General features: G+C 59.4%; 13 protein-coding genes. 6 read left to right on the top strand and 7 right to left on the bottom strand.

Annotated features, from left to right (window positions below):
- Positions 1–19 precede the first annotated feature (19 nt).
- Positions 20–598, bottom strand: a complete 579-nt coding sequence (locus tag AC2FIZ_RS08665; protein WP_281995199.1) for a histidine phosphatase family protein — start codon at positions 596–598, stop codon at positions 20–22.
- Positions 595–1,116 (bottom strand): bifunctional adenosylcobinamide kinase/adenosylcobinamide-phosphate guanylyltransferase, encoded by a 522-nt coding sequence (cobU, locus tag AC2FIZ_RS08670; RefSeq protein ID WP_281995198.1) that lies wholly within the window; start codon positions 1,114–1,116, stop codon positions 595–597. The genes AC2FIZ_RS08665 and cobU overlap by 4 nt, the downstream gene beginning before the upstream one ends.
- 100 nt (positions 1,117–1,216) lie before the next feature.
- Here cobU and AC2FIZ_RS08675 point away from each other — a divergent pair, with 100 nt between their 5' ends.
- The 6 genes from AC2FIZ_RS08675 to AC2FIZ_RS08700 all read left to right on the top strand — a co-directional run bounded on the left by AC2FIZ_RS08675 (position 1,217) and on the right by AC2FIZ_RS08700 (position 7,756).
- Positions 1,217–2,095, top strand: coding sequence for an RNA polymerase factor sigma-32 (locus AC2FIZ_RS08675; RefSeq protein WP_271948369.1), 879 nt, complete (start codon positions 1,217–1,219; stop codon positions 2,093–2,095).
- A complete protein-coding gene (locus tag AC2FIZ_RS08680; RefSeq protein ID WP_281995197.1) occupies positions 2,092–2,907 on the top strand; it encodes a ChaN family lipoprotein in 816 nt (271 codons plus the stop codon). The genes AC2FIZ_RS08675 and AC2FIZ_RS08680 overlap by 4 nt, the downstream gene beginning before the upstream one ends.
- A gap of 63 nt (positions 2,908–2,970) precedes the next feature.
- Positions 2,971–4,167: a bifunctional phosphopantothenoylcysteine decarboxylase/phosphopantothenate--cysteine ligase CoaBC gene (gene coaBC / locus AC2FIZ_RS08685; protein WP_281995196.1), complete on the top strand. Its 1,197-nt coding sequence runs from the start codon at positions 2,971–2,973 to the stop codon at positions 4,165–4,167.
- A 15-nt stretch (positions 4,168–4,182) separates the two neighbouring features.
- On the top strand, positions 4,183–4,638 hold the full coding sequence (dut, locus tag AC2FIZ_RS08690; protein WP_271948363.1) for a dUTP diphosphatase: 456 nt from the start codon (positions 4,183–4,185) through the stop codon (positions 4,636–4,638).
- Entirely contained in the window at positions 4,638–5,681 is a 1,044-nt protein-coding gene (locus AC2FIZ_RS08695) for a HesA/MoeB/ThiF family protein (RefSeq protein WP_281972520.1), read from the top strand. The genes dut and AC2FIZ_RS08695 overlap by 1 nt, the downstream gene beginning before the upstream one ends.
- A 59-nt stretch (positions 5,682–5,740) precedes the next feature.
- Positions 5,741–7,756 (top strand): M3 family metallopeptidase, encoded by a 2,016-nt coding sequence (locus AC2FIZ_RS08700; RefSeq protein ID WP_496790904.1) that lies wholly within the window; start codon positions 5,741–5,743, stop codon positions 7,754–7,756.
- Here AC2FIZ_RS08700 and AC2FIZ_RS08705 read toward each other — a convergent pair.
- From AC2FIZ_RS08705 to mreC, 5 genes are read right to left on the bottom strand one after another with little or no spacing between them, the layout of a single operon-like run.
- Entirely contained in the window at positions 7,753–8,685 is a 933-nt protein-coding gene (locus AC2FIZ_RS08705) for a 2-hydroxyacid dehydrogenase (protein ID WP_496790906.1), read from the bottom strand. The genes AC2FIZ_RS08700 and AC2FIZ_RS08705 overlap by 4 nt on opposite strands.
- A gap of 15 nt (positions 8,686–8,700) precedes the next feature.
- Positions 8,701–9,840, bottom strand: coding sequence for a rod shape-determining protein RodA (gene rodA / locus AC2FIZ_RS08710; protein ID WP_142635590.1), 1,140 nt, complete (start codon positions 9,838–9,840; stop codon positions 8,701–8,703).
- A complete protein-coding gene (gene mrdA / locus AC2FIZ_RS08715; RefSeq protein ID WP_271948353.1) occupies positions 9,837–11,786 on the bottom strand; it encodes a penicillin-binding protein 2 in 1,950 nt (649 codons plus the stop codon). The genes rodA and mrdA overlap by 4 nt, the downstream gene beginning before the upstream one ends.
- Positions 11,786–12,319 (bottom strand): rod shape-determining protein MreD, encoded by a 534-nt coding sequence (locus AC2FIZ_RS08720; protein ID WP_281995377.1) that lies wholly within the window; start codon positions 12,317–12,319, stop codon positions 11,786–11,788. The genes mrdA and AC2FIZ_RS08720 overlap by 1 nt, the downstream gene beginning before the upstream one ends.
- Positions 12,312–13,214, bottom strand: coding sequence for a rod shape-determining protein MreC (mreC, locus tag AC2FIZ_RS08725; protein ID WP_281972515.1), 903 nt, complete (start codon positions 13,212–13,214; stop codon positions 12,312–12,314). The genes AC2FIZ_RS08720 and mreC overlap by 8 nt, the downstream gene beginning before the upstream one ends.
- Between the last annotated feature and the right edge of the window lie 51 nt (positions 13,215–13,265).

The following is a 13,265-nucleotide window of genomic DNA, read 5'->3' on the forward strand; positions in this document are numbered from 1 at the left end:
AGATTTGTGCGCGGCCTGATCACGGGCAGTGATTGATCCGACCGACCGACCAACCGTCGCCGTGATGAGTAATCTCAGTCACAGAAAGATTGTCGATCCGGTGGCCGAAAGCCTCTTGCGCGTCCACATCCATGGCACGCTGGACCTGTGTCAGGATGACGCCGAAATGGGCAACAATGATCAGGTCCTGGCCGGTGTGATCGCCAATCAACCTGTCAATAACCGCGTTGACGCGGGCTCGGACTTCATTCCAGCTTTCGCCGTTTGGCGGGCGAACTTCACCGGGATTGTCCCAGTAGGCGAAGGTTAGTTCGGGGTCTTCGGCCTCGATTTCCTCGAAGCCGCGCAATTCCCAACTGCCAAAATTGATCTCTCGCAGGTCGGGGTGGTGGGGCAGGCGGTGCCGGGTGCCCTGTACCGCCGAAGCCGTGTCAGCGGCACGGCACAGGTCGGATGAGATCAACAACCCGTTGGCCGGCAAGTAGCTTTGTAGCCGACCAATGGCGGCGTGGTCGCTTAGGTCAGCAGGCAGATCGGACCAGCCGACCATGGTTTTGGCATGGGTCGGACCGTGCCTGACTAGATGCAGACGCGTCATGGCAGTTGCCCTTTCAATACCACAGGAAGCCCGGCGGTGACCTGAACCACCAGATCAGCCTGCGCGGCGAGCGCGATGTTCAGGCGGCCTTGCGCCTCGCGGAACTGACGAGACAGGGCGTTGCCCGGGACGATCCCGTGGCCAACCTCGTTCGAGACGATCACGACCGGGGCAGGACAGTCTCGTAACGCTTCAAGCAGTGCTGTCTGGGCCTGCTGCAGGTCGTGTTCCGCCAGCAGGTGATTGGTTAGCCACATGGTAGCACAATCTATCAGACAGATCTGATCCGGGGTCAGCTCGGCCAGCGTTGCGCCAAGGTCCAGGGGGGTCTCGATCGTGTCCCAACCGCTGCCGCGCTGTGAAACATGGCGCTTAACCTTATCGCGCATCTCATCATCAAACACTTGTGATGTGGCAAGATAAACGCGGATTTTTCCTGATAAAACAACAAGTTGCTCGGCGAATGCCGACTTGCCTGAGGCTGCTCCGCCCAGCACAAAGGTTAAATCCGAACCCACGATCATTACCTTTTAAGTGATCCACCTGGTGTTGTTCTGCGTATCGACCATGGGTCGGCAAGGCAAGCCCGGGCCGCGCCAGCGAAAAAGGGAGATTTCCATGGCACTGGACAGCGCAAACGATTTCTCGATGTCGCGCAGGGCGATGAAGGCCGAGTTACTGGATGCAGAAACCGAGTTGAAGCTGGCCTATGCCTGGCGCGACCAGCGCGATGAAAAGGCGCTGCACCGGTTAATCACCGCCTATATGCGACTGGCAATTTCGATGGCGGCCAAGTTCAAACGTTATGGCGCGCCGATGAACGATCTGATCCAAGAGGCCGGATTGGGTCTGATGAAGGCCGCTGACAAATTTGACCCGGATCGCGGGGTTCGGTTCTCGACCTATGCCGTCTGGTGGATCAAGGCGAGTATCCAGGACTATGTAATGCGAAACTGGTCAATGGTTCGGACCGGGTCCACCTCTGCCCAGAAATCCCTGTTTTTCAACATGCGTCGCGTCCAGGCCCGGCTTGAACGCGAAGCGGCCACTGATGGGATGGCGCTGGACCGTCACCAGTTGCACCAGATGATAGCAGCCGAGATCGGTGTTCCGTTGCGCGACGTTGAGATGATGCAAGGCCGGCTGGCAGGGTCGGATTTCTCGTTGAACGCTGTGCAATCCACGGATGAAGACGGGCGCGAATGGATCGACGCGTTAGAGGATGAACGGGAACAGGCCGCTGAAACCGTTGAAAACAAGCACGACACCGAACAGTTGCGCGAATGGTTGGTGATGGCGATGCAGGCCCTCAACGACCGAGAGCGCTTCATCGTGCGCGAACGCAAGCTGCGTGAACCGGTGCGCACACTGGAAAGCCTGGGTCAGGAACTGGGCCTGTCGAAAGAGAGGGTGCGTCAGCTTGAAGCCGCGGCTTTTGTAAAAATGCGTAAGAACCTTGAAGCTCAATCGCGCGAGGTGCAACACTTCATCGCATGAAACAGATTGCGATTCTGATGTGTACGCTGATGGTTATGGCTGGGTCCGGTCATGCCGATGACCTGATCCCTGACGATGTTACGGCCGCGATGCGAATGGCAGACGTTGTTTTGTTGGGCGAAACCCATGACAATCCTCGCCATCATCTGGTTCAGGAACAGGCGATTACATTGATCGACCCCTCCGCCGTGGTCTGGGAAATGGTCACCGAGGAAGGCGCACAGCGCCTGGCGCAAAAAGCGGCGTCCGATCCCGAAGAACTGTCACGCATCCTGCGTTGGGCGGAATCCGGCTGGCCCCCTCTCAGCCTGTATTACCCGATCTTTCAGGCCACGGATGCGCCGGTCTATGGCGCAATGGTCCCGCGTAAGGCAGCGCGTACAGCGATGGAACGTGGCGCTGCAACTGCGCTGGGCGCTGACGCAGCGCGGTTTGGGTTGACCGTTCCTCTGTCAAAGGCGGAACAGGCGGCGCGCGAGGCTGACCAGATGGCGGCGCATTGCGATGCGCTGCCGGAAAGCGCTCTGCCGCAGCTGGTTGCGATCCAAAGGTTGCGCGATGCGGTGCTGGCACGGGCCATATTGCGTGCCGTTGACGAAACTGGTGGCCCGGTTGCAGTTATCACCGGAAATGGCCATGCGCGAAAGGACCGCGGTATTCCGACATTCCTGTCGCGTCTGCGTCCGGGTCTTAAAGTGTATGTCCTGGGTCAGTCTGAAGACGGTACGATCCAAGGGGACTATGATGCAGTCATCGACAGCCCGACCGCGGACCGAGAAGACCCCTGCCTGGCCTTTCAACCGCAGAATTAACCGCTGGAACTGTCGGGCGCGCTTGCCTAATGTCGGGGCCGACCGAGACGGGAAGGGCACAACATGCTGGCATCGAAACGGATTCTGCTGATCATTGGTGGCGGTATTGCTGCCTATAAGTCACTGGATCTGATCCGGCGACTGAAGGAACGCGGCGCCGCCGTTACGCCGGTCCTGACCCGCGCAGCAGAAGAATTCGTGACACCTCTGTCTGTTGCCGCGCTGGCCGGCGAGAAGGCCTATCGCGATCTGTTCGATCTGACCGATGAGGCCGAGATGGGGCATATCCAGTTGTCCCGCTCTGCGGATCTTGTCGTGGTCGCTCCGGCGACTTCGGATTTAATGGGCAAAATGGCAGGTGGGTTGGCGAATGATCTGGCCTCGACCCTATTGATGGCGACTGACACACCGGTTCTGTGTGCGCCTGCGATGAATGTCCGTATGTGGGATCACCCGGCGACGCGTCGTAATTTTGAACAGTTGCAGGCGGACGGCATTCGTTTTGTCGGGCCGAACGAAGGCGACATGGCCTGTGGCGAATATGGTCCGGGCCGCATGTCGGAACCGCTTGAGATCGTCGCCGCGATTGAGGCATCGCTGGGCAGCGGACCGCTCAGCGGTAAACGCATTCTTGTGACCTCGGGTCCCACGCACGAGCCGATTGACCCGGTGCGCTATATCGCGAACCGCTCATCCGGGGCGCAGGGCACAGCGATTGCACGTGCTCTGTCTGCGTTGGGTGCAGAGGTTGTGTTTGTAACCGGACCTGCCGAGGTTCCTGCACCCGATGGGGTCGAGGTTGTGCGGGTTGAAACAGCCCAGCAGATGTCAGACGCGGTGGATTCAGTCTTGCCTGTCGATGCCGGGGTATTTGCCGCCGCCGTGGCGGATTGGCGGGTGGCCAGCGCGTCGGACCGCAAGCTGAAAAAGACACGCGACGGTCTTCCGGCGCTGGATTTTGCTGAAAACCCGGACATTCTGAAGCGGGTCGCCAAGCTGGACGATGGACGCCCCGCGCTAGTTGTTGGCTTTGCCGCGGAAACGGACAATGTGATCGAACATGCGACTGCCAAACGCGACCGCAAAGGGTGCGACTGGATCATTGCGAATGATGTCAGCCCGGGGACCGGGATCATGGGGGGCGCAGAAAACGCGGTGATCCTGATCTCCGATGATGGGGCTGAGGAATGGCCACGTATGGGCAAAGACGCAGTGGCAGAAAGACTGGCACACAAGATTTCCGACGCGCTGGCCGGTTAGACAAGAGGATATCCGATGGTAGCAATTCGTGTGATCCGTGAGGACGGGGCCGACCCTTCGGTGCCCTTGCCATCTTATGAAACCACCGGAGCGGCAGGCGCGGATGTGCGTGCAAACTTCCCGGACAAGACGCCGATCACGCTGCTGCCCGGTCAGCGGGCTCTGGTTCCCACCGGACTGCGGATTGAAATCCCAAAAGGGTATGAGGTGCAGGTCCGGCCCCGCTCGGGCCTTGCGCTGAAATACGGGATCACGCTGCCCAATACGCCGGGTACGATCGACAGCGACTATCGCGGCCCTCTGGGGGTGATCCTGTTGAACGCTGGGCAGGAGAGCTTTGAAATCACCCATGGGGAACGTATCGCCCAACTGGTCGTCGCCCCGGTGGTGCAGGCGTCATTCGAGGCCACGGATACACTCAGCGATACTGACCGCGGTGCAGGCGGGTTCGGTTCGACCGGGCGCGGCTGATGTTACTTGTCCTGATCATCGCCGCAGCGCTTTGGGGGCTCGGCTATCTGGCTGGCGTGTCACGCAATGCACGGATGATTTCGGTTGGGGTGTTGTTGCTGGGGGTAATCTCGGCACAGCTGGTTTTGCCCCTTGGTAACCCCCTGCGTCAGGCCACGGGTGGTTCTGCTGCGACCTGGTTGATTTTGGTTGGTACGGCGGTTCTGGTTCTGATCTATGGAAAGGGACTGAAAGCGCTGCGAAAACGCGCGGCGCCGGCCTCGAACAAGGAGCCAGCCATGCCCTCAGACAAATTCTCCGAGACCGAGCTTGACCGCTATGCCCGCCATATCGTGTTGCGCGAAATTGGTGGGCCAGGGCAGAAAAAGATGAAGCAGGCCCGCGTGCTTGTGATCGGCGCCGGGGGGCTTGGGGCGCCCGCTTTGCAGTATCTGGCTGCGGCCGGGGTCGGCACGATAGGGGTTATTGATGATGATGAGGTTGAGAACGCCAATCTTCAGCGTCAGGTGATCCACCAGGATGCGGATATCGGCATGCCCAAGGTTTTTTCGGCCCAGCAGGCCATGCTGGCGCAAAACCCGAATGTGGTTGTTCTGCCCTATCACCGCCGACTGACCGAAGAGGTCGCCACCGAGTTATTTTCCGATTTTGACGTCATCCTGGACGGAACTGATAATTTCGACACGCGCTATTTGGCAAATCGCACGGCGGTCGCGTTGGGCAAGCCGCTGATTTCGGGTGCGCTGTCGCAGTGGGAAGGCCAGCTCAGCGTTTTCGACCCGGCCAACGATGCGCCTTGTTATCAGTGCATTTTCCCCGAGGCTCCGGCTCCAGGTCTGGCCCCGTCGTGCGCCGAGGCTGGGGTGATCGGCCCCTTGCCTGGCGTCGTCGGTTCGATGATGGCTGTTGAGGCGATCAAGGTGATCACCGGGGCGGGTCTGGCACTGAGGGGTGAGATGCTGATTTACGACGCTCTCTATGGCGAAAGCCGCAAGATTACACTGCCTCGCCGTGCAGATTGCCCCGTTTGTGGCAAAGGATAACCCCCCTGCTCTGGATCGAACGCGCCGTCGTTCTTAGGTAGGGGACAAAGGAGACTTCAATGACCAACCCGATTCTGTCCGCCTGGACCAGCGCGTTCGAAATTGCACCGTTCGACACGATATCCGACACGGATTTCGCCCCGGCCCTGGACGCGGCCATGCAGGCCCATAACGCTGAGATTGGCGCGATTGCCTCTAACCCGGAGGCCCCGACTTTTGCCAACACGGTCGAAGCGCTGGAAGCTGCAGGAGAGATGATGGACAAGGTTCTGTCTGTATTCTTCACGGTCGCGGGCGCAGACAGCAATCCCTTGCGTGAGGAGTTGCAGCGCGAATTTTCACCCAAGCTGGCCGCGCATTTCTCGGGGATTTCGTCCAACAAGGCGTTGTTTCAGCGGGTCGCCGACCTGTGGGCGCGCAAGGATGAACTGGGCCTGACGGATGAGCAGGCACGCGTTCTGATGCTGGCGCATCGCGGGTTTGTGCGCGCTGGTGCGGCGCTTGAGGGAAACGAAGACACGCGGATGCAAGAGATCAAAGCGCGGCTTGCCTCGCTGGGGACGTCCTTCACCCAGAACCTTCTTGCCGATGAGCGCGATTGGTTCATGGAATTGTCCGAAGATGACCTACAGGGGCTTCCTGATTTTGTGGTCAATTCTGCCCGGGCAGCGGGTGAGGAAAAGGGTGCAAAAGGACCGGTTGTCACCCTGTCCCGGTCACTGATCGTACCGTTTCTGCAGTTTTCACCGCGCCGGGATTTGCGCCAGAAAGCCTATCGCGCATGGACTGCCCGGGGGGCAAATGGCGGCGAGACTGACAACCGGGAAATTGCCGCCGAAATCCTGCAGTTGCGTCAGGAACGTGCAAAGCTGCTGGGCTATGAAAGCTTTGCCGATTTCAAACTGGAAACCGAAATGGCCCGCACGCCCGACCGCGTCCGTGATCTGCTGATGCAGGTTTGGGAGCCTGCCAAAACGCGCGCCAATGCTGATGCCGAAATCCTGACGCAGATGATGCAGAATGATGGGGTCAATGGGCCCTTGGAAGCGTGGGACTGGCGTTACTACGCCGAGAAACGCCGCAAGGCTGAACACGATCTCGATGAGGCGGCGCTGAAACCGTACCTGCAGTTGGATCGCATGATCGAGGCCTCTTTTGCCTGCGCGAACCGTTTGTTCGGGCTGGAATTCAAGCGGTTGGACATACCGCTGTACCATCCGGACTGCCGGGCCTGGGAGGTGACACGGAACGGGCAACATATCGCGGTGTTCATTGGGGATTACTTTGCACGCGGCTCCAAACGGTCAGGCGCTTGGTGCAGCGCGATGCGCGGGCAGGCAAAGTTTCCCAAGGTGCAGGCTCCGGTCGTGATCAACGTCTGTAATTTCGCCAAGGGTGATCCGGCGCTGCTGTCTTATGACGACGCTCGGACTTTGTTCCATGAATTCGGCCATGCGTTGCACCAGATGCTGTCGAACGTGACCTATGAAAGCATCTCGGGCACCTCCGTTGCGCGCGACTTTGTCGAGCTGCCCAGCCAGCTATACGAACACTGGCTTGAAGTCCCAGAGGTTCTGGCCGAATTCGCCACTCATGCCGAAACCGGCGCGCCGATGCCGCAGGAGATGCTAAAGAAAGTGCTCAAGGCCGCCAATTTCGATCAGGGGTTCCAGACTGTAGAATATGTGGCCTCGGCGCTGGTTGATCTGGCCTTTCATGAGGGCGCAGCGCCCGACGAGCCGATGGCGAGACAGGCAGAAGTTCTGGCGGATCTGGGAATGCCCGCGGCAATCGGGATGCGCCATGCCACGCCGCATTTTGCGCATGTGTTTGCTGGTGACGGCTATAGCGCTGGCTATTACAGCTATATGTGGTCCGAGGTCATGGATGCTGACGCCTTCGCCGCGTTCGAAGAGGCGGGGGGCGCCTTTGATTCCGAACGCGCAAAAGCGCTTGAGGAAAATATCCTGTCCACCGGCGGTTCCCGCGAAGCCGAAGAACTATATCTGGCCTTCCGCGGTCGTTTGCCGGGGGTTGAGGCCCTGCTGAAGGGGCGCGGCCTTATCGCAGCCTAATATCCCAATTCGCGGTCAACGAGGTGCAGGAAAGGCTCGCCCGCCTCACCTCTGCGAATATTTTCACAGATCACCTGCGCCGATGTAACGGGGCGGGTTTCAGAGGCAATGTGAGGCGTCACCGTGACGTTTGGATGCGTCCAATACGGGTGGCTCGCAGGCAGCGGCTCGACCCGGAAAACATCCAGCGTTGCGTGACCGATCTGGCCCGTATCCAGAGCTGCCAGCAAGGCGTGATCGTCGATCAGCGGTCCTCGGCCCGGGTTGATGATATGCGCACCCTTAGGCATCAGCGACAGGGTTTCGGCGTTCAGTGTGTTTTCCGTGGCAGGCGTATCGGGCAGCAATAAAACCGCGATCTCGGCCTGTGTCAGTGCCGCACGCAACCCATCCTCACCGTGAAAGCAGGTGACCCCGGGGATGGCCTTGGCCGAGCGGCTCCAGCCGGTAACGTTGAAATTCAGTGTCGACAGCGCGCGGGCTGCGGCCTCTCCCAATGCGCCAACGCCCAGGATGCAGACGGTTCTGTCCGAGGCCAGCGGTGGTGGATCTGGGGCCCAAACCCCATCCTGAACCGTGATGTGCCGGTCCATACCCAGATGATAGCGCAGCACGTGACCGACGACCCATTCGGTCATTCCCTGCGTCAACCCGTGGTCCACCATTCGCGCCAGCGGCACAGTCAGAGTGTCATTCTCGACGATGCTTTCGATCCCAGCCCATAGGCTGAGCACGGCTTTGAGGCGGGTGTAAGGTGCAAAATCCCGTAAGCCGCTATTGGGCGCATAGACGACGTAATCCACCTGATCTGGTTCAAACGTGGTGCCTAGCTGAAACACGACCCCGGCATTAGTCAGGTACTGTGTCATCAAGGGTTGATACACGGGCCATAGTTCGGGGCGTGCCGAGAACAGGATGTTTGCAGTCATAACGGGCCTTTCGGATCAGCGGGGGCGGTGAATATGGGCACTTTGGACGATGCCGAAAGCTGCCATCAAAACCAGCATGGCCGAACCGCCATAGCTGACCATCGGCAGGGGAACTCCTACGACTGGGGCCAAGCCCATGACCATCGACATGTTCACGGCAAAGAATAGGAAGAAGTTCAGTGCGATACCCAGCGTGACCAAAGAGGAAAACCTGTCCTTGGTTGTCAGGGCCGTAACCAGGCAGAAGATCAGGATCAGCCCATAGAGAACCAGCAGGGTGATGCCGCCGACAAATCCGAATTCTTCGGCCAGCGTCGTAAAGATGAAATCTGTGTGTTTCTCGGGCAGGAAGTTCAGGCGCGATTGTGTGCCCTGCATGAACCCGCGCCCGTTCCAGCCTCCGGACCCCAGCGCGATCTTGGATTGGGTGATGTGATACCCCGCGCCCAGCGGATCGGTGGAGGGATCAAGGAAGGTGTCGATGCGGCGGAACTGGTAATCCTTGAGCAACTGCCACTCGGTTCCGCGGCTGTTGAAGACCGTGGCGATCAGACCGACACCTGCGGCAATAACCGCAGCGAAATAGGCCCAGTGAACGCCGGCCAGAAACATCAGGCCTCCCCCCGCCGCCAGCAGCAGGATCGAGGTGCCGAGATCCGGCTGGCGCAACACCATGAAGGTTGGGATCAGGATCAGGATGACAGGGATCAGAACCCAAAGGGGGTGTGACGTTTTATGCGATGGGAGCCAGTCGTAATAGGCCGCAAGCACCATCACCAGTGCTACTTTCATCACCTCTGATGGCTGCAGGCGCATGAACCCCAGGTCGATCCAGCGTTGCGCGCCCATGCCAACTGTTCCGAACAACTCGACCACCACAAGTAGAGCGATCGAGGCCAGATAAGCCAGAACCGACATATTTCGCCAGAACCAGATCGGGACCAGTGCCACAATGAACATCGCGGTTAAGCCCAACCCAAAGCGTTCCATCTGAGGTTCGGCCCAAGGGGTCCATGATCCACCCGCCACCGAGTACAGCATCAGGAACCCTGCGCTGGCCACGCTGATCAGCAGCAGGGTCAGGGGCCAGTTCATATACAGGAACTTGCGGAACCCCGATGGCGTGGATTTGACGGCATATTCAAGATAGCTCATGCGCGGTCCTTCTGGGGCGGACGCGCTTTGGGGCGGCGGTCGCCCTCCAGCCGTTTTTGCTGTTCCTTGATACGCTCACGATCGGCGGCCGGATAGGCTTCGAGTGGTGGCGTACCGTTGTACAGCGCCTGCAGCATGATATCCCGTGCAACCGGTGCCGCGGCCTTCGACCCCCCGCCGCCATGTTCCACCACGACGGCTACGGCGTATTTCGGGTTGTCATAGGGGGCAAAGCTGACGAACAGCGCGTGGTCACGGCGTTCCCACGGCAGGTCTTCGTTGCGGATAACGCCAGCCGCACGTTCTGCCTTGGTGATATTGCGGACTTGGCTGGTGCCGGTCTTGCCCGCCATACGGAACTCATCCGAGATGATACGGCTGCGATAAGCCGTGCCGCGCCGGTCGTTCGAGACCGAAAACATTGCCTTGCGGACATATTCCAGATTAGTCCGATTGACCGCGAGCGGTTCCCCCGCGCCCGAGGGTTGTTCAACCCCATTGACCGAACGCACAAGGCGTGGCGAGACCGCACGCCCAGTTGCAATCCGGGCTGTCATGACGGCTAGTTGCAGCGGTGAGGCCAGCATAAAGCCCTGACCGATTGAGGCATTGGCAGTGTCACCTACCAGCCATTCTTCGCCGTGGACACGCTCTTTCCAAGCCTGATTGGGGGCAAGCCCTGCAGCCACTGCGGACATCGGGATATCGTGTTTCACGCCCAGCCCAAAGATACGAGCCATGTCGGAGATATTGTCGATGCCTGTGCGCAGGGCAACGTCGTAATAATACACATCGCAGCTGCGTTTCAGAGACAGACCAAGATCAACTGTACCATGCCCGCCGCGTTTCCAACAATGGAACCGGCGACTGCCGACTTTCAAGTGGCCGGGGCAGTAAACAGTGTTTCCAGGACCGATGACCCCAGCCTCAAGCGCGGCCATGGCAGTGATCATCTTAAAGGTCGAGCCGGGTGGATAGGTGCCCTGTACTGTCTTGTTGGCCAACGGGCGATAGTTGTCTTGTGTCAGAGCCCGGTAATCGGCAACCGAGATTCCGCGCACAAAAAGGTTGGGATCAAAGCTGGGTGCGGAACTGATGGCGCGGATATCACCGGTCTCACAGTCGATCACCACTGCTGCGGCGCTTTCACCAGCCAAACGGGCCTGAGCGTATTGTTGAAGATCGGCATCGACCGACAGTTGCAAATCGGCCCCGGCCAAACCTTCTTGACGGTCAAGTTCACGCATCACGCGGCCGGTGGCGTTCACTTCGACGCGTTTGGCGCCTGCTTTGCCGCGCAGGCTGATTTCCTGTTTGGCCTCAAGCCCGACCTTGCCGATCTGAAAACGGGGAATGCGCAGAACGGGTTCCGGATCTTCTATCTGACTGAGGTCGTAATCGCTGACCGGTCCGACATAGCCGACGATATGCGCGAAATCCTCATATCTGGGATATTGCCGGGTCATCCCGACCTCGGGTGTGACACCGGGCAGGGCGGGGGCGTTGACGGCAACTTTCGAGATATCTTCCCACGTGACTTGATCGGCCAGAGTGACCGGCAGGAACGGGGCCGATCTTCGCATTTCGGTCATGGCGCGTTCGATCTCATCCTCGGTCAGTGGGATCAGTTCAGAAAGCTTGGAGATGACGGCTTCAACATCGCCCGCATCTTCGCGCACCATGACGATACGGTAGGACGGAGAGTTTTGCCCGATGATCTGCCCGTTGCGATCGTATATTCGACCACGTGTGGGCGGGATCAGGCGGATGTTAATCCGGTTTTCCTCGGCCAACAGGCGGTATTCGTCAGCCTGATCTACCTGCATAAACCGCATCCGGGCGGCCAGACCTCCGATAAAAGCGGCTTGCAGGCCTCCAAGGATCAGCGCACGGCGTGGCAAACGTTTATAGGCGAGGCCCTGTGACTTGGGTTTGCGCTGTTTCATTACCGCCCTCCCGACAGGCCAGGGTCAGAAGGTGCGACACGACGCACACCAAAACCGTTCTGACTGAGCAGAACGATCAATGGGTAGATCCCGATTGTCAGAACCACTTGCACCACGACCATCCCCAATGCCGCTTGTTGCACGGACAGAATAGCAAGAATGACGCGATTCAGGAAAAAAACAGCTGTGATCACGACGGCAACGGTGGTCCATTCGCCCAAAAAGCCCGCGTCGCGCAACCCGGGAGTTGCGGACCGAAGATAGGCAGTACCCAACACAACAAGCGCGGCCAGCAAGCCGGGGGGACGTTGAAACAGAAGGTCGGCTGCCAGCATGATCAGGGCGACCAGCAGGGTTGGCACATATTCGGGGCGCCGCAGAACCCAGGCATAGGTCAACGCGATCAGGAAATCCGGAAACGGCCAGCGATCCGGCTGCGTGTCCAGTGGCAGCAGGTGCAGGAACAAGACCAGCAGCGCCAACAGCAGATACAGGCCACGTTTGAGCCACAGATTGGACGCGGCACTATCCATCGCCAGTCTCCGTCGGTGTCAGTGCCGCCTCGGGTTGGCGTGGGCCGACAATTCCTCCAGGGTCCTGAATAAGTGGCGCAGACTGATAGCGTAGCACTCTTAGAAATTTGAGCCGTTCAAAATCTGCAGACAGCCGCACCCGCAGGCGGCCACCCGGATCAGCGGTAATCTGACCGATCAGCAGGCCGCCAGGGAAAACGCCGCCATCCCCCGAGGTCACAACCCTGTCGCCCGGGCGCACCAGTTCGCGGTTCTCCAGAAACTCAACCACAGGCGCGGCGGTGTTGTCCCCGGCAATCAGAGCGGTCTGCCCCGACGGTTGAATCGTGGCAGGTATCGCGCTGGACGCGTCGGTCATCAGGATCACCCGTGCGGTATCTGGACCAACTCCCGAGATACGGCCGACAACGCCAATCCCGTCCATGGTGGCCCATCCATCCATAATTCCGTCACGCTCGCCCACGTTCAACAGAACCGACTGCCGGAACGGAGAACCGCTATCGGCCATGACAACCCCGGTAATATAGGTCAGGCGCGGATCGAGACGCACATTGTTTAGATCCAGAAGCCGGGCATTTTCCTGCTCAAGTTGTAGTGCGGCCTCTTTCCAGGCGCGCATCAGACGCAACTCGCTGCGCAATTCCTGGTTCTGCTCGCTCAGGCGTTGATAGCTCTGAAAATCCCGTGCCAGATTGACCGCAGCGGTAACCGGAACCATCGCCCAATCCATCGAGGGCACCACGTTGTCGACAACTTGCGCCCGAAACCGTTCGACGCGAGGGCTGTCAATGCGCCAGACCAGAAAGATGCCCAGAAGGCACAGAACCACGATCCCCAGCAACAAACGACGGAGCGGGGTGGTGTATTCATCGCGCTGTGATCGGTCCTTTGCCACAGGACTCCTTCCCGTGCTGCTCGCGCCCGAATGTACCCTTTAGAGGGTGCG

The sequence above is a fragment of the Ruegeria sp. CDSB022 genome (assembly GCF_059611145.1).